This window comes from Candidatus Xianfuyuplasma coldseepsis, assembly GCF_014023125.1.
Classification (GTDB): domain Bacteria; phylum Bacillota_I; class Bacilli_A; order Izemoplasmatales; family Izemoplasmataceae; genus Xianfuyuplasma; species Xianfuyuplasma coldseepsis.
On sequence record NZ_CP048914.1, the window covers coordinates 193,962 to 210,698 of the forward strand.

General features: G+C 39.8%; 12 protein-coding genes. 2 read left to right on the forward strand and 10 right to left on the reverse strand.

Annotation, left to right across the window (positions count from 1 at the left end; all coding sequences use genetic code 11):
* Positions 1–12: 12 nt before the first annotated feature.
* From G4Z02_RS00860 to G4Z02_RS00900, 9 genes are all read right to left on the reverse strand, one after another.
* On the reverse strand, positions 13–2,340 hold the full coding sequence (locus G4Z02_RS00860; RefSeq protein WP_258877961.1) for an alpha-galactosidase: 2,328 nt from the start codon (positions 2,338–2,340) through the stop codon (positions 13–15).
* A 4-nt stretch (positions 2,341–2,344) separates the two neighbouring features.
* Positions 2,345–3,358 (reverse strand): aldose epimerase family protein, encoded by a 1,014-nt coding sequence (locus G4Z02_RS00865; RefSeq protein ID WP_258877962.1) that lies wholly within the window; start codon positions 3,356–3,358, stop codon positions 2,345–2,347.
* Positions 3,327–4,823, reverse strand: coding sequence for a UDP-glucose--hexose-1-phosphate uridylyltransferase (locus G4Z02_RS00870; protein WP_258877963.1), 1,497 nt, complete (start codon positions 4,821–4,823; stop codon positions 3,327–3,329). The genes G4Z02_RS00865 and G4Z02_RS00870 overlap by 32 nt, the downstream gene beginning before the upstream one ends.
* Before the next feature lies 1 nt (position 4,824).
* Positions 4,825–5,808 (reverse strand): UDP-glucose 4-epimerase GalE, encoded by a 984-nt coding sequence (gene galE, locus G4Z02_RS00875; protein WP_258877964.1) that lies wholly within the window; start codon positions 5,806–5,808, stop codon positions 4,825–4,827.
* Positions 5,805–6,983 carry a galactokinase gene (locus G4Z02_RS00880; RefSeq protein ID WP_258877965.1) on the reverse strand — a complete coding sequence of 393 codons (1,179 nt, stop codon included), beginning with the start codon at positions 6,981–6,983 and terminating at the stop codon, positions 5,805–5,807. The genes galE and G4Z02_RS00880 overlap by 4 nt, the downstream gene beginning before the upstream one ends.
* Before the next feature lie 22 nt (positions 6,984–7,005).
* Positions 7,006–8,001, reverse strand: a complete 996-nt coding sequence (locus tag G4Z02_RS00885; protein ID WP_258877966.1) for a LacI family DNA-binding transcriptional regulator — start codon at positions 7,999–8,001, stop codon at positions 7,006–7,008.
* 65 nt (positions 8,002–8,066) lie between these two features.
* On the reverse strand, positions 8,067–8,948 hold the full coding sequence (locus tag G4Z02_RS00890; protein ID WP_258877967.1) for a 3'-5' exonuclease: 882 nt from the start codon (positions 8,946–8,948) through the stop codon (positions 8,067–8,069).
* 4 nt (positions 8,949–8,952) lie between these two features.
* Positions 8,953–10,716, reverse strand: a complete 1,764-nt coding sequence (uvrC, locus tag G4Z02_RS00895; protein WP_258877968.1) for an excinuclease ABC subunit UvrC — start codon at positions 10,714–10,716, stop codon at positions 8,953–8,955.
* A 9-nt stretch (positions 10,717–10,725) separates the two neighbouring features.
* A complete protein-coding gene (locus G4Z02_RS00900) occupies positions 10,726–11,316 on the reverse strand; it encodes a TetR/AcrR family transcriptional regulator (RefSeq protein ID WP_258877969.1) in 591 nt (196 codons plus the stop codon).
* Positions 11,317–11,440: 124 nt separating this feature from the next.
* On the opposite strand from G4Z02_RS00900, the gene G4Z02_RS00905 reads away from it, so the two are divergent.
* Positions 11,441–14,443: an efflux RND transporter permease subunit gene (locus tag G4Z02_RS00905; protein ID WP_258877970.1), complete on the forward strand. Its 3,003-nt coding sequence runs from the start codon at positions 11,441–11,443 to the stop codon at positions 14,441–14,443.
* Positions 14,444–14,449: 6 nt separating this feature from the next.
* Here G4Z02_RS00905 and G4Z02_RS00910 read toward each other — a convergent pair whose 3' ends face one another.
* Entirely contained in the window at positions 14,450–15,196 is a 747-nt protein-coding gene (locus tag G4Z02_RS00910; RefSeq protein WP_258877971.1) for a hypothetical protein, read from the reverse strand.
* 119 nt (positions 15,197–15,315) lie between these two features.
* Here G4Z02_RS00910 and G4Z02_RS00915 point away from each other — a divergent pair, with 119 nt between their 5' ends.
* Positions 15,316–16,728 carry an MATE family efflux transporter gene (locus G4Z02_RS00915; protein WP_258877972.1) on the forward strand — a complete coding sequence of 471 codons (1,413 nt, stop codon included), beginning with the start codon at positions 15,316–15,318 and terminating at the stop codon, positions 16,726–16,728.
* Positions 16,729–16,737 lie beyond the last annotated feature (9 nt).

The following is a 16,737-nucleotide window of genomic DNA, read 5'->3' on the forward strand; positions in this document are numbered from 1 at the left end:
AGCATATTGTGTTTAGTCATTGATTTTTTCAAACCGATATAAGCGCGAACCAAAATCTTCTAGTATCATATCATGTTCACCATGATCGGTCCCCGTAAAGGGATGGGGCAGAATGAATCCTTGTTCTTCTAGTTGAATCGAATCCACCGTGCAGTCCACGGTTTCAATTGGGAAGAGATAGCGATTCGCAATCGCATTGTGCAACCACGAGTTCACGCGTAAATGAATCGGTAATGCACGATTCACTAGACTACCGAAATGGCGAATATTCATCGCTTGTTCCCGGTTGGTAATACGGTATTTTCCTGATTCAAGTCCAGTAACACGAATCACATCGATGCGATCATTAGGTCGAAACAACTGCTGAAAATACAACACCTGTGCATCATCTTCATTATCAACCATCCACACGGTATGATTTTGATCCTGTAAACTGTGTAATCGTGAAAACCGTCCGAATTGAAACAACGTGCGGTGTTCTTTGTAATACTCAATTTGTCGCGTAATTAACCGTCGTTCAAACGGTGTCAATGCCGTCACATCCAGTTCATATCCCAAAATCCCAAAACAAGCCACATTGAATCGGCTTTCAAGCGGTACATGACGGAAGGTTTGATGCGAGCGATTGCCACTGACATGATTGCTTATTGTTGACAGTGGATAAAGCAAACTCGTCCCTTCTTGAATCGTGGTGCGTTCATACGCATCGGTGTTGTCACTGGTCCATGTTTGTGGCATATAATAGAGCATCCCCAAATCAAAACGATTACCACCACTACTACAACTTTCAAACAATATCGTTGGAAATGTGGTTTTTAAGTGGTCTAACACATGGTACAAACCACAGATGTAATCATGGTGAAAACGACCTTGTTCATCGGCTTTATAATGCGGGGAATAGACATCGCTAATATTGCGATTCATATCCCACTTCACATAGGTTATATTCGCACTTTGAAACAAGGTGGTTAATGTTGATTTGAGATGTTCGACCACGTCCGGATTGGTTAAATCGAGCATCCATTGGTGACGTCCTTGAGAAGGTTCATGATGTGGTGTGCGAATCACCCAAGATGGATGCGCACGATACATTTCACTGTTCTCACTCACCATCTCCGGTTCTACCCAGAGACCAAAATCAAGTCCAATCTTATTGATTTTAGATGCCAATGATTGAAGTCCATGTTTGATTTTTTTGGGATTGTATGTCCAATCGCCTAGCGATGACGTATCATCGTCTCGATTGCCAAACCAGCCATCGTCTAGGCACAACAGTTCAATCCCTAACCGTTTTGCTTGTTTCGCGATGGCGAGGAGCTTTTTTTCATTGAAATCAAAATACGTCGCTTCCCAATTATTTATCACAATCGGGCGTTCTTTATATCGAAATTCTTTGCTAACAATATGATCGTTAATGCATTGATGAAATTGTTGAGTTAGTTGATTTAACCCTTTGTTGGAGTAGGTTAATAACACTTCTGGGGTGATAAAACTACGTCCTGCTTCAACCTTATAACGGAAATCAAACGAGTTGATTCCCATATTGATACGAAGCATGTCATGGGGATTAATTTCGACCGATGTTTCGTAGTTACCGCTATAGATCAATGCGGCTCCATAGGCACGACCAAACTCATCTGTTGTATGCGGTTCTTTTAACACAAAGAACGGATTATGATTGCTACTGGACACTCCTTTTTTACTGTCGAAACGAACGGTTCCATACAGTAATGGTGTATCATGGATATGACGTTCGCGTATCCACGCTCCATCGAGTTTTGACAGGAGATAGGAATTGTTGGGCATATCAAGATTCATACTAAGGATTTTGTCCAATATGATTGGAGAATCATTACGGTTGTACAGTCGCATGTTACGGACAATCATATTCGATGCTTCAAGCACTGTATAAAATAGTTCTAGCTCAATGTTCGTTGTTTTGTCTTCAAGGGTAATCACTAACGTCTCATCTTTATCGGCTTGGGGAAGACCTTGGAAGGATAAACTCTTCGCAATGCTGTGACGTACATAGGTTAAATCCACAGTCCTTGAACCATCCGGTAATTCGAGATGAATCGTCGGTTCACGGTAATCACCTTTGCCGTACGAAGATACTTCAAGCGGTTTTTCATTGAGCATGACACCTCTGGTTTCTTTGCTGTAAGATGTTGCGCTACCATATTCAAAATCAGATTGAAAACGAAGGGTGTTATAGTCGATGGTTTCGTCTAATTTTGCACCGTAATACAGATGCTCCAAATGACCTTGTTCATCGATCATGAAACCATAGGTTGTATCCATTGAATCTAGAAAAAAGACACGATCTTTTATACGAATCATCGAATCACTCCTCTACGGAAAATGCAAATATGGTTTTGTGATAATACCGCTCATGGGGTCGTAAAATACTGGATTCAACACCCTCGACATAGATTCCATTGGGCGGATTCTGTGTTTCAAAACAAACCCCCATATGAAGCACATTATCCCGATCAAACGCCAGTGCATCATCTTGTGGAAAATTATCGGTATAGCAAACAACACAAGGATAGGTTGTATACACATCTAGCCGTCGTTTACTCACCGGGTCTTGTACGGTTGCGGCAATGGTATCTAGACCAACGTGATCCAACATATAGGGATCATCAATCCCTGGGAATCCCGGTTTTTGGATTGGCTGCATATCTGTATAATCGTAGATGGTATCGGTTATCGATTCCACTGCGTAGGGAATCATCTCATCATCCAATGCCAACTTTGTGGATGCATGAATCTGCATCTCGTGATTCATAATCGTCGAACGAAGATTTCCACTGAGATTGAAATACGCATGATTCGTCAAGTTAATCACCGTTGGTGTATCGGTTTTAGCGATAAATTCAATGGTGATGTTCAGTCCTTCTATTGTATACACAATCTCGTATTCTTGATTGCCTGGATACTGTTGAAAATATTGTTTCTTGACCGTTTTAAAAGTCACTTGAACCCGTTCTTCCTCCTCCAATAGTTCAAAATCAAAGAACGTATAACTAAGCGCATCAACCCCACCGTGAAGAGTGTGCTTTTTTAAGAAGTTTTGATCCAGTTGAATCGTGGTATCATCAATGGTATATACACCGTTTTGGATACGACCTGCGGTCGGACCAATGGATGCGTTTAGATGCCGTTTATTTTCAAGGTATTGCTGCATATTTTGATATTGCAATACCACGGTTTCTTTGTGTCCATCTTTATCCGGGACTTGTAGATCGTATATTGCTGCCCCGTAATCGATGAATGAAATATCTAATTGTGGGGTGTTCACGGTAATCATTGTTAGTACTTGATCACCGACGGGGATTTTCTTTATGGAATACATCTCGTACCTCCTTGAAAAATTGATCAAATGCGGCTTGACCTTGTGAGGTTTGTTTAAAGACACCCGCATCTTCTAATACTTTGGTGAATTTTAACGCTACTTGTTCCTCGACAAACTGATCGATGTCATCATAGGTTTGTTGTTGTAAAAAGGTAAACCATTCCTGATGTAATTTGTACTGTTTAGGCAACTCGTTATTGGATTGTAAAGCATCTTTGATTGCATCAAGTTCTCCTTGAAGACGAGCCGGTAAAACGGCAAGCCCCATCACTTCAATTAAGCCAATGTTCTCTTTTTTTATGTGATGGTGTGATGGGTGGGGATGAAATATTCCAAGCGGGAAGTCCGACGATGTGCGGTTGTTACGAAGGGTGATATCAAGCTCATACACCTCTCCTTTTTTCCGGGCGATGGGTGTGATGGCGTTATGCGGGGTTGTGTCAGTTGTGGCGTAAATCTCGCAATCGGCATTGTTATAGGTCACCCAGTAGTTGTATAAGTCCATGGCTTTTCGGACTAACTCCCTTCTATTTTTCGAGCGAAGACGGATGACTGAAAGGGGCCAATAAAGTTGCTCAACAGTGATCCCGTTGTGCTCAAAGGAATGGAGTACTTTGGCCTGTTCAATCGGAAATTGATAGCGTCCTCCTTGATAGTGTTCATGAGCTAAAATACTTCCGCCGACAATTGGTAATCCAGCGTTACTTCCAAGGAAATAATGGGGAAACTGATCCACAAAATCAAACAACCGTTGAAATGTTTTTTCACTGACGTTCATAGGGATGTGTTCTTCATGTAGTACGATGCAATGTTCGTTGTAATAGACATAGGGCGAATACTGAAAGTAAAATGGTTCATTGTTTAATGTCAAGGGAATTATCCGGTGATTGGTTCGGCCAATCCCTGTCGAAGCCCCATTGTATCCGACGTTTTCTTTGCAGAGCAAGCATTTTGGATATTTCACGCTTGTTTGGCTTCCTTGCAAGATAATATCTTTGGGATCTTTTTCGGGTTTGCTAAGATTTATTGTTATGTCCATCTCACCATATGGCGTTGGAGCATGATAGACAATATTCTTATTGGTTCGACTAGTCTTGATGTAATTGGTTTGTTTGGAAAAATGATAGAAAAAGTTGGTTTTATATAAGGGGTTGTCAATCGCTTGAAACTGGTGAATTACTTCTTGGGGTCGTGGAATGACAATATCCATGATTTTCGCTTCAAATAGATCGCGTTGTTTTACCGTATCAACAGCAATTAATCCTTTTGCGACCGCCTCATCTAACAGCGGTTGTAAGATGATACTAGGTTCTTCTGGTATATCTGTAACGGACGGTTGGTTACAGGTGTCGATTTGCAACAAATCATGTAATTTATTATAGGCATAATCTTCATCATATGGTGCGAGCAACTGATGGGCTTTCGCATACGCAATCAAGGTGTGAATCGCATCGCATGTCGTCATATTAATACCCCTCCTTATGGGATTGATGGAACACCCATGCACTGCGAATAATATCTTCTACATTGGGATACTTTCTACTCCACCCTAGGGTTGCTTCAATTTTGGTACTTGAGGCAATCAATCTCGCCGGATCCCCAGCTCTTCGCGGTGCTACTTTTGCAGGAATTGGGTGTCCGGTTACACGACGTGCCGCCTCAATCATTTCTTTGACACTATATCCGGAACCGCTACCGAGATTAAAGACATCACTTTGCCGATGTTCAATCAGATGAATCATCGCTAAAATATGCGCTTCAATCAAGTCTTCTATGTGGATGTAATCACGAATGCATGTGCCATCTGGTGTATCATAATCATCCCCAAATATATGGATGAATTCCCGTTGGTTATTAGGAACTTGTAAAATCAGTGGAATCAAGTGCGTTTCGGGATTGTGAGCTTCTCCGATCACTCCACTTGCATGAGCTCCAGCAACGTTAAAATATCTCAGTGCGATGTATTTTACACCATGGGCTTGATCCACCCATTTCATCATTTGTTCCATTGCCAATTTCGTTTGGCCATAGGTATTGGTGGGTTCCTCTGCATACGCTTCGGTGATTGGCATCGTTTCATGTTCACCGTATACCGCAGCTGTACTGCTAAATACAATCGACTTGACATTGGCTTCCACCATCGCATCTAGTAGGACTTTGGTTCCATATACGTTATTGTCATAGTATTTTAACGGGCGTTTCATACTCTCCCCAACGAGGCTGAATGCGGCGAAATGAATCACAACTTCGATTGCTTGTTGCTTCAAAATCGAGACGAGTTGTTCTTTGTTTTTGATATCCCCTTTATAGAATGTTGCTCTCGCATCGACGGCCGCTTCATATCCGGTGGATAAGTTATCGATTACCGTCACGCTATATCCACGATCAAGTAAGATTCTCGTGCAGTGGCTTCCAATGTAGCCCGCCCCTCCGGTTACTAAGATTTTCATACAAGTACCTCCTTTGTGATTTCATGTGTACCATCACTGGTTTCACAAATGTAAAATGCTGGTTGATAAGTAGTATTGGATTGATAGGTTGTTTGCACTGTATCAATAATCGCTGAGACGTTCTCTTTGGCAACAATCGCAACAACGCATCCACCAAAGCCCGCTCCTGTCATTCGCGCTCCTTTTGCTCCGGCATCAACGAACGCTTGAGCCATAACATCCAGTTCACGACACGATACTTCATAATCATCACGCAAGGATTGATGCGATGCATTGAGCAACTCACCAAAGCGCATTAAATCCTGTTTTTCTAAAGCCTGAACAGCCTCTTCGGTCCGTTGTTGTTCATGTACGGCATGATGAACGCGGCGATAAATAATATGATTGTCAAACGATGACTGTATCCGTTCTAACTGTTCTGATGTGACCTCACAAAGCGCTGAAATATCAGGGTAGTGTTCTTGGACAATCCGTAATCCAATATCACATTCTTTGCGTCGTTGATTGTATTGACTATCGGCTAGTGATCGCTTTTTATTAGTGTTGGCAATAACAATCACATCGTTTTGCAATTCCAGTGGTACCAACTTATATTCAAGGGTATTGGTATTCAGATAGATTGCATGATTGTTTTGTCCCATACCCACTGCGAATTGATCCATAATGCCACAGTGGACACCAATGTATTCATTTTCAACTCGCTGTGCCATTTGAACCAGTTCAACTCGCTGGATGGGGTGGTGATATACTGTCTCAATGACAACCCCCATCAATACTTCCAAACTTGCGCTAGAAGACAATCCAGCTCCATTGGGCAATGTACCATAAATCAACACATTTAGCCCGAAAGGATAGGTCACTCCCCGTTTCGCAAAAGCTTCCAGCATCCCGACGGGATAGTTCGCCCAATTGCGTTCTTCTTTATATTCAAGATCATCCGCTTGCACAATCTTTGGTGCAAACTGCGAAAAATTATCGGATAAAAAGTGAAATTCTCGATCCTCACGTATCGTTACAAATGCGTACGTCCCTAAACTGATCGCGGTGGGAAATACATTCCCTCCTAAATAATCAATATGTTCACCAATTAAATTTACTCGTCCGGGAGAAAAGAATATTTGTGGTGTCTTTTGAAGGAACGTTTGATGCTTTTTAATTATTTTTTGAAGAGTCATATTATCACCTACTAATTTTTTACTAAATACTATCTCTTTTTACTAGTGTTGTTGGGATTATTTTTTTTAATGCTATATGACGACCATTGGTTTGTTCAATCATACTTAGAAGTGCTTGTTCCCCCATGAATTCAGTAAATACTCTTACTGTTGTAAGCGGTGGAAATGTATAGGCACTATTGGGATGATCGTTAAATCCAACTAGGGCAATATCGCCTGGTATATCAAGCCCAGCTTCACGTATGGCACGCATTGCGCCAAAGGCGATGGAATCGTTGGCACAGAAGTATGCATCAGCATGGTCTTTTTTACCCAATGCATCTTTCATTAACTGATACCCACTCTCGACAGAAAAGCTACCAACATGTATGTATTTTGTATGTAATTTATTTCGTTGGTAGAGAAAATCACGAAATACAAGCTCACGTCGTTCACCTAAACGGATATGTTTACTCACATATTCCACTCCACCAAGGTAGCCAATCTTGTTGTAACCTTCTTGAAGCAGTAATTGCAATACTTCTCTAACCGCTGAATGAAAGTCTATAACAATACTATCATACAACTCTTCTTCAGGAGATGAATCGACAAATACTAAGTGATTGGTCAAACGATTAAACTGTTCAATTTGAGCACTGGAGAACTTACCTACACAAATTAATCCATCAACTTTTCCAAGAGTTTGAATGCGATATTCATCTTGATTTCTATATAATAGTACGGTTTCAATTTCGGATTTCATTGCCAGTTGTTCGATACCACGACGAATCTGCATATAATATGGATCATCGATTTCTTCTTGTACGTCATACCACATGATAATTCCGATTCGAAGTTTCTTTTTGACGGTAACTTTGGACCGATTTCGTGGTGTTTTATAGTGTAATTTTTGAGCTACCTCAAAAATTTTCCGTCGTAAATCATCGGAAATAGATAAACTTTTGTCATAGTTTAGCACGCGTGAAACGGTGGTTATTGATGTCTCTGCTTGACGAGCAATATCTTTCATCGTTGCCATGGAATCACCTCATAAAAAATCTTCAGTAAAATTATACTATATTTTCACTGAAGATTAAAGGTTTTTTACTTATATTTTTTCGTATCAACACGACGCTTGTGATTGACAACATCTCGAAATCCCTTAAATATTTTGAAGGTCGCAAGGGCATCTTCGTAAGCATTGTGCGCTTGATCTTTCTCTGTTGGATAATACAGATTTAACGCATTGAATAATCCAAGGTCGTTTTTGAGATTGTAATAATTTTTATGTAGTTTTAGTAGATTGATATAACGAGTTTTTCGATCTAAATTGGGTAACTTGTTAAATCGATACGCATCACGTAACGCTAAAAAGTCATTTCTACCCCATACGATGATTGCTGGATTGTACATGTTAAGGACATTATGGAAATGCTCATAAAAATCATGGAATGATAATCCATTGTCAACATCCTCTTGTGACAAGTCAAGGAATCTTGTGGTTCGTTTGGTAAGGCGTTTGTGAATTGTCGGTTGAATCACTTGATCGTATGTTTCTATGATCGTATCATTCTTATCTACTAGGATATAGCCTACTTGAATAATTTCTTGCTTAAAGGATTTGTCGACTTTATAAGGATGCATCGACATTTCTAAATCCAAAAACATTTTGTTATCCAGATTGTTAATCAGGTGTTTCGTTCCACGCTTAATATTTTTGATATCATAATAGATGATATTTTTACGATAACGAATTTCCATAATCTTCACGATGTAATCAATGGTGTGGACTTTGTGTCGTTTATAGATGCGGATTTCATTGGTTACGGTAAACTGGATAAATCGATTAATTTCAATGTACTTACTGATTCGATTTAATAAGGATCGTTGGATATAGAAATATCGGATACGATCACGGCACCGAATCGTTATGATACGTAGGGTTTCATCATATGTCAGAATGCGACCGGATACAATGGTCATCATAAAATCACCTGTCTTTGGATAAGTATTCGAGTAAATTTTGAGCTTGGATATCGGTTAATCCTAACTCTTTTAGTTCTTCAAGTGGTGCCAATTTCATTAATTGAACCGACTTGTATTTCTGCAGTAGTTTCTGTTTTGTTACAGGACCAATTTTTGGAATGTCATCCAGGATCGAATGAAACAGTCCTTTGGATCGAACTTGCTTATGATAATTTATGGCAAAGCGATGCGCTTCATCTTGAATTCGAGTAATGAAATGGAACACATCGGATGTCTTATCGAGTTCGATCTCTTGAAGATCTTTTGTGAGTAAGTGATTGGTATTGTGCTTGGTATCTTTAACAAGCCCTGCTAGAGGAATATCTAAGTCCAATGAATCAAGAACTTCGTTTGCGGCGTTTATTTGTTGTAAACCACCATCGACTAATATTAATCCTGGGTGGTCCAAATTATCCATTAATACACGATAATAACGACGATATAGAATTTCCTTCATCGTGTGGTAATCAGAGGCTTTGTTATCCAGCGTTTTCACCTTGAATTTGCGATATTCTTTTCGTGCCGGTTTTCCATTGATAAAGACCACCATCGAGCTAACGGCATTTTCACCAAATAGATTCGAGTTATCAAAGGCTTCAATACGGTATGGTGTGCTAATGTTAAGCAACTCACCAAGAGTCTCCATACTAACCGTCGTTCGCTCAATATCACGTTTGACAATTTCCGTTTTCTCTTGCAGGGATTGTTCGGCATTTAAAATGGCCAAATTAAGTAGTTTACGCTTTGCACCACGTTGCGGTTTGACGATGTTTGTATCAAGATATCGATGGAGTACATCCCCATGAAGTTCTTCCTGTACGAAAATCTCTTTCGGTACAGGTTCCTTACTATAAAACTGCGCCAAGTAATTTTCAACGGTTTCTGCAGGATCATCGTAATATTCAAATAATTTCTGATGACGAGCACTGATCTTCCCATTGCGAATGAAAAAGATTTCAATCGATAATAGATAGTCATTATAATAGAATCCAATGATATCACGATCTTTCATATCATTCAGATTAATCTTTTGACGATTGGTAGTTGTCTTGATGCTTTCAATCGTTTTTTTATATTCCTGGGCCCGTTCAAACTCCAGTCGTTCACTCGCCATCAACATCTGTTCCTCTAGTTGTGTAATCGTATGACTAATATCCCCACGTAAGAATTGTTTGATTTGTTGAATAATCGGCGCATAATCCTCTTTGGTAATCGACTTAATACATGGTGCGAGACATTGGCCCATGTGATAATACAAACACGCTTGTTTTGGCATTGTATCGCATTTCCTGAGAGGATAAATCTTATTCAATAATTTGACGGTATCACGTGCTGCTTTTACATTAGGATATGGACCAAATAGAGCCCTCGATTTCTTTTTAATATTTCGTGTTACGACCACTTTGGGGTGTCGTTCATTGGTAATTTCTATGTAGGGATACGTTTTATCATCTGTAAGCATGATATTGTATCGTGGATTGTATTTTTTAATCAGATTTAGTTCCAGTAACAACGCATCGAGTTCACTCGATGTCACAATGTATTCAATATCGGCTATATTCATGATTAAACGCGATGTCTTCGTATCATGGGAACCCGTGAAATACGACGACACTCGTTTTTTTAAACTCTTCGCTTTTCCGACATAGATGACAACACCATTCTTATCTTTAAACTGGTAAGAGCCAGGTGCATCCGGCATCATCTTAACTTTGTCTTTGAATGACATAACGTTCACCTACAATAAACTACGATCCTCAAACAAGGCAATATATACACTACGGAATGCACTGAGATAAATGCGGACAAGTTGCGTTGCCGATTCTTCTTTGCCACTGCGGTGCCACCGTGATAATAACGTCCAAGTACTACTCGCCATAATGTCAATGATGTAATCTTCGGTTTTTTTATTGGTTTTTAGTAATTGATAGAACCGTTCCTTATAATATTCTATAATCTGAACAATGCCCTCTACCATGGTATATTCTAAATTGGTTTTAATGACTGTGTCAATGACTTTTTCTTCTTCATCAATCTTTTTAAAAAAAGCCTGGATCAGATAAATTTCATCCGTCGTTGCCGGATCATCAAACGCATCCACCAAATCCTGATGAAATTCTTGAAACATCATTCGCACTTTGATGATGACAATATCATCTTTATTTTTGAAATTACGATAAAATGTCGCCCGAGAGATTCCGGCTTTGGCAATAATTTCCGATATCTTGATTTGGTTATAGGGGGTGTGTTCCAGCAGTTTACTCAACGCCTCAAACGTCCACTCTCTAGTGTACTTCACACGCATATCTATTTTCTCATTATGCAACATAACCGGCCTCCTTGTATCATTACTTTTAAAACAATTGTATCAAAACTATATTCATTATATCATAAAGGTAGAAGTGAAACAATTGTATCATATTTATATTTTTGTCACAAAAAAGGTGATGTCTATGAAGTTCTTTTTAGAGCAATTATTTTTACGCAAAAAGCTCTTCTTAATGTTGAGTGTATTTTTATTTATCTGGGGAATCTATAGCTATCTTGTCATTCCAAAACAGGATATGCCCCAAATCGATACCCCGTATATGGCAATCAGTGTAATCTCTCCTGGATCCTCTGCATCGTTTATCCAAGATCATGCGGTGGTCGCCATCGAGAACGTTGTCTTACCGTATGAAGATGTTATGGAAGTCCGTAGTTATGTCTATGATAACTACGCACTTATTTATACCGTGTTTTCATATTCCAGTGACGATCCAGATGCCTTAAGTGAGGATATCTATTCCAAGATTCAATCCTTATCGTTTGATGAGAGCATCACCGATATTACCTATTCGTCTGGTTTCGATGATCCACATATCATCTTTAGTGTTCATAGTGATACCTTGACACCAACACAGCTAGAGCAAGTTGCCGCTTCATTCCAAAACACATTATATACAATTGATGAAATTCAATCGGTAGAAATAAATACCGCCTTCTCCGACGAGGTGGTTATTACATTGAATCAAACACTACTGTCAACCTATCAATTAACGATACTGGACATCTATCAGTACCTTTATGCAAATAGTTACAATATTCCTCTTGGTGGAATCAATACGGACGATGGTACAATTACCATCTCTGGCTATCATGTCTACTCGTCCTTTGAGGAACTTCAGGAACTCATCATTATCCCCTCATCCCCATTGTTGCCAATGGATGTTACATTGGGTGACATCGCTACCATCGACCTTGTGGACACTGCAGATAAAACGTATCTATTCGATGATGAACAGGCCGTTTTTCTTAGTGTTCAGTTTCATAAAGATATTGATTTTACGACACTCGGAGATGAAGTACTTGCTGTCAAGCAGGAGTTTTTATCCACAACCGATGCGAGTATTGATGAAATGCTCTTCTTACCCGATTACGTCAACGCTCAAATCAACAGTGTCTTTTACAGTTTACTGCTCGCCATCGGGATTGTCATGGTCGTCGTCCTCATCGGAATTGGTTTCCGCAATAGTTTACTCGTTGTCATGACCATACCAGTCATCGTATTTGGTACACTTGGAATCTTATTTATCGCCAATTTTGAGTTGCATAAAATGACGATTGTCGGATTGATCATCTCGATTGGGATGATTGTCGACAACAGCATCGTCATCACCGAAGGCATCAAGCACAATATCGATTATGGGATGGAGAAAATCAGTGGTGCCAAACAAGCTATTAAAGAGAATATTTTTCCCATCTTAACCTCATCATTAACGACGATGGCAGCCTTCTTTGTTATTGTCTTACTGCCTGGATTCTTAGGTCGTATTGTCAGTAGTATGCCGATTACGGTAATTATTACATTATCGCTTAGTTTCTTGACAAGTATGATTCTATCTCCTATTCTCGCCGTCTTATTCCTCAAACCAAGCAAACGATTAAAAGTACTCCCATCCATTCATTCTCAGCGGATATCACAGATGATTGCCAATACGATTCGATTTCCGTATATATGGATTGCATTCAGTATCCTTGTTACAGCAGTATGTACCTACATCGCATTTACCACACAACCGATTGATATGTACCCCAATGATGAACGAGCGATGCTTTATGTCGATATTGAGAATGATGTTGTAAATGACAAAACATCAACCCAAGAGATTGTTGCCGATATCACCGCATTCATTGAAACCAATGCTCAGACCACTCATATTGCCAGCAGTGTTGGTGGCGATCTACCTCACTTTCATTTCAGTGCCCCATGGGTTACAACGTTGCCTCAATTTGCCCGTATTTTTGTCTCTCTTGATGCAACCGAACAAGAACTACTAGATTATGTCGACGCGCTTGAAATCGCCTTAGAGGATATCACAGATGTGAAAACAGCCGTTCACATCTTAGAACTAAGTCCTCCCACACCGCCTTTGCGCGTGATGATTTCAGGGGATGACATCGACGAAGTCACCACAACGAGCGCATCTCTTTTTGCGGAATTACAAACGTTAGAAGAAGTCAAATCGGATCTAGTTGTTGCCAACGACACCACAGATAAATACGTCGTGGTTTATGATACCGAGGAAATGGCCCGTTCCTATCTCACCAAAGCAGAAATTGATGGGTTTATTGCCGCCAATGTGAACGGTCTTGATCTTGCTGCATACGAATCCAATGATGATATTGTAAACATTCATTTATCAACGTCTTTAACCTCCATTGAAGCATTGCTTCAGCTATCGATCCAAAGCCGTATTACAGATGAATGGATCGTACTAGATAACCTGGTTGATATCAACACGATCACCGATTATCATATCATAACACGATACAATGGTGACATTGTCTCGTACATCGATTTATACAATACCAATGATGCTTCTATCGATCAACTTCACACCGCAGTGAACGACGTGATTAATGAGACCGATATCAATGGACTTACCATCTCGTACAGTGGTGAGAATGATTTATTCCGTGATATTCAAGGAGACTTGATTCAAGCCGCCTTAATCGCTTTATTACTCATTTTCATTATCTTATTTATTCAGTTTAACAATATCGTGAAACCACTCATCGTATTAACAACGATCCCTCTATCCTTTTGTGGTAGTTTCTTGTTCTTGCTTATTTTCAATGTTCCGATTACCGCAACCAGTTTAATTGGTATGATCAGTTTAATGGGGGTCACCGTAAACACCGGGATTCTCCTCGTCGAGTACATCAGTCGGTTTCACGCCAAGGGATATAGCGTTACCGATGCCTGCGTCCATGCAGTATTACGTCGTTTCCGACCGATTATGCTCACCAGCATGACGACAATATTGGGATTAATTCCATTATTAATCACTGGCGGTAACTTCTTCCAACCGATGGCCATTACCTTTATGGGGGGAATGATTACCTCAACCTTAATTACGATTTTCTTTGTTCCGAGTTTATATACGCTTTTATATCACAAAAAAGACGCCTAAGCGTCTTCACCATTTATGGAACTCTGGATGATATTTCGCAATGATATCCTCTCCTTTAAAGAAGGTTTCAATCACATCTTTTACGGTTTCAATATCGTAAAAAACAGCTTGATAGGATCCTTCTTTTTTCGGATCTGGAATATCCATTACAATATCGGTGCTGTAGCCATCGTTTGCGAACTGAATCACTTGTCGCTCATTATCCAGTCCACAAAAGTTATCGGTGCTATTATCGTAGATTTGCTCGATGACAGTGAAGATTTGGTCCTTGTTGGCTTTGATGGCTTGATCGGTTGGGATTATCATATTAATCGAAGGCATACTCACATAGAAATATACGTCACTGGATACATCACCCTCTAGATACGGTGCATCCGCAATCCGTTGTTGGCGCCTCGCTTCTTCATGTTGTGGAAGATGCGTAAACGACAGCAATTTGTTCCCATGATACCGTAAATCCCCATACATCCCTTGAATCAAACGATACAAGTCTTTTTGCTTTACATTGAGTTTAATGTACTGATCTTTATCCGTATGAAAAATGATACTTAAACGACTCGCTCCGAGATGATGGGGATCATAGATTTGTGCTCCTTCTGGCAGTTGTCCCTGTTCTCCGATGACTTCTGCACGAATCGTGACGGGTTCAATTGCATTGATTTTTGAACTGTTTTTCATCATAACAACGACCGCAATCATCACCGCTGCGATACTCACAATGAAGACAAAACCAGCAAGATATAATAACCACATATCAATCACATCCTTCATGATTTATTATACGCTATTTTAATTTCTTTTTAAAATTGTTTCTAATTAGTTTACAAAGATTTTATCAGTGTTATAATTATGTATTGAAAGAGGTACTGCTTATGACGACTGATGATAAAAAACGATATTTGATATTAAAAGACCCGAATATAGTAAAAGGGATTCTTTTGCTATCCTTACCGTTAATGATTAATAATTTTATGCGTGTCTTCCATGATCTGGTAGATACGTATTTTGTTGGAAAAATTCCGGGTTATTCAGCGGAAGCAATTAGTTCGATTAGTGCAACCTTTCCGATTACATTTACCTATGTTGCCCTTGGTATTGGTCTTAGTATTGCTGGAACGGCACTCATTTCCCAGTATTATGGGAATGGCCAATTTGATACAGCTCGAAAATATGCGACAAACCTACTCGTTATTAGCTTAGGTATCGGTTTATTCTTAAATGTTGTATCGTACTTCTTGGCTCCCTACATCTTTGATTGGATGGGGACAACCGGTTATGTCTACGACAATTCGGTAAAATACATCCAAATTCGATCGTTTGAGTTGGTGCCAATCTTTATCTTTTTTGCCTTTCGTGCAATTCGTCAAGCGAGTGGTGATACGATTATTCCGACGTATCTCGGAGTTAGCGCAATTGTTCTAAATATCATTTTGACACCCATACTGGTACTCGATCAAATTTCGTTGTTTGATAGTTTAACGATAACTGGAGCTGGTTTAGGTGTTCCTGGAGCTGCATACGCAACGTTAATCGCCAATACGTTATTACTTCCAATTGGAATTGTCATCTTGTTCAAATCCAAAACAGGTGTAACGATTACGATGCAGTATGCAATTCCCGAACGCTTGGCTTCCAAAGACATTATTACCACGGCAATTCCTGCTTCCTTAGGACAGGCATTGACAGCGATTGGGTTTGCTGTGTTAAATACCTTTATTATCGATTATGGGGTCAATACCTATTCCGCCTTTAGTGTTGGTAACCGGATCAGTAGTCTCTTCTTGATGCCGGTTATGGCCATCGGTGGAATCATGAGTAGTTACATCGGCCAAAATATCGGGAACTTCAATCCCGAACGAGCAAAAAAAGCATTCCGTCAGGGAATGCTGGCCTCGATTATCATTATGGCTGTGCTTAGTGTCATTGGCTTAACAATACGAAGTACAATGGTCTCTTGGTTCTTAGCCGAAGAACCAGAAGCCATGGCATTATCCATCGAGTATACACTATACTTGTTTATGGGTCTACCGTTGATGGCGATTTTCCAAGCATACATCGGTTTATACAATGGATCAGGATTAACCATCTATACGTTACTAATTGGGATTTCTCGATTATGGGGTTTGCGGATTCCATTCATTGTCTTGTTCAAAAACTTCACCGACTTAGGTCCGAGTGGAATCTGGTATGCAATGTTACTCAGTAATTTGTTTATCGCCTTTATTGGATACTTCTTTATGAAACGAATCAAATACGAACCAAAAATTCGAGCTGCAGTTACCTAACCCACAAAT

What these genes read in the sequence shown, in the direction of transcription:
- G4Z02_RS00860 (WP_258877961.1), bottom strand. Translation starts at nt 2,340, where the DNA reads ATGATTCGTATAAAAGATCGTGTCTTTTTTCTAGATTCAATGGATACA.
- G4Z02_RS00865 (WP_258877962.1), bottom strand. Translation starts at nt 3,358, where the DNA reads ATGTATTCCATAAAGAAAATCCCCGTCGGTGATCAAGTACTAACAATG.
- G4Z02_RS00870 (WP_258877963.1), bottom strand. Translation starts at nt 4,823, where the DNA reads ATGACGACATGCGATGCGATTCACACCTTGATTGCGTATGCGAAAGCC.
- galE (WP_258877964.1), bottom strand. Translation starts at nt 5,808, where the DNA reads ATGAAAATCTTAGTAACCGGAGGGGCGGGCTACATTGGAAGCCACTGC.
- G4Z02_RS00880 (WP_258877965.1), bottom strand. Translation starts at nt 6,983, where the DNA reads ATGACTCTTCAAAAAATAATTAAAAAGCATCAAACGTTCCTTCAAAAG.
- G4Z02_RS00885 (WP_258877966.1), bottom strand. Translation starts at nt 8,001, where the DNA reads ATGGCAACGATGAAAGATATTGCTCGTCAAGCAGAGACATCAATAACC.
- G4Z02_RS00890 (WP_258877967.1), bottom strand. Translation starts at nt 8,948, where the DNA reads ATGATGACCATTGTATCCGGTCGCATTCTGACATATGATGAAACCCTA.
- uvrC (WP_258877968.1), bottom strand. Translation starts at nt 10,716, where the DNA reads ATGTCATTCAAAGACAAAGTTAAGATGATGCCGGATGCACCTGGCTCT.
- G4Z02_RS00900 (WP_258877969.1), bottom strand. Translation starts at nt 11,316, where the DNA reads ATGTTGCATAATGAGAAAATAGATATGCGTGTGAAGTACACTAGAGAG.
- G4Z02_RS00905 (WP_258877970.1), top strand. Translation starts at nt 11,441, where the DNA reads ATGAAGTTCTTTTTAGAGCAATTATTTTTACGCAAAAAGCTCTTCTTA.
- G4Z02_RS00910 (WP_258877971.1), bottom strand. Translation starts at nt 15,196, where the DNA reads ATGTGGTTATTATATCTTGCTGGTTTTGTCTTCATTGTGAGTATCGCA.
- G4Z02_RS00915 (WP_258877972.1), top strand. Translation starts at nt 15,316, where the DNA reads ATGACGACTGATGATAAAAAACGATATTTGATATTAAAAGACCCGAAT.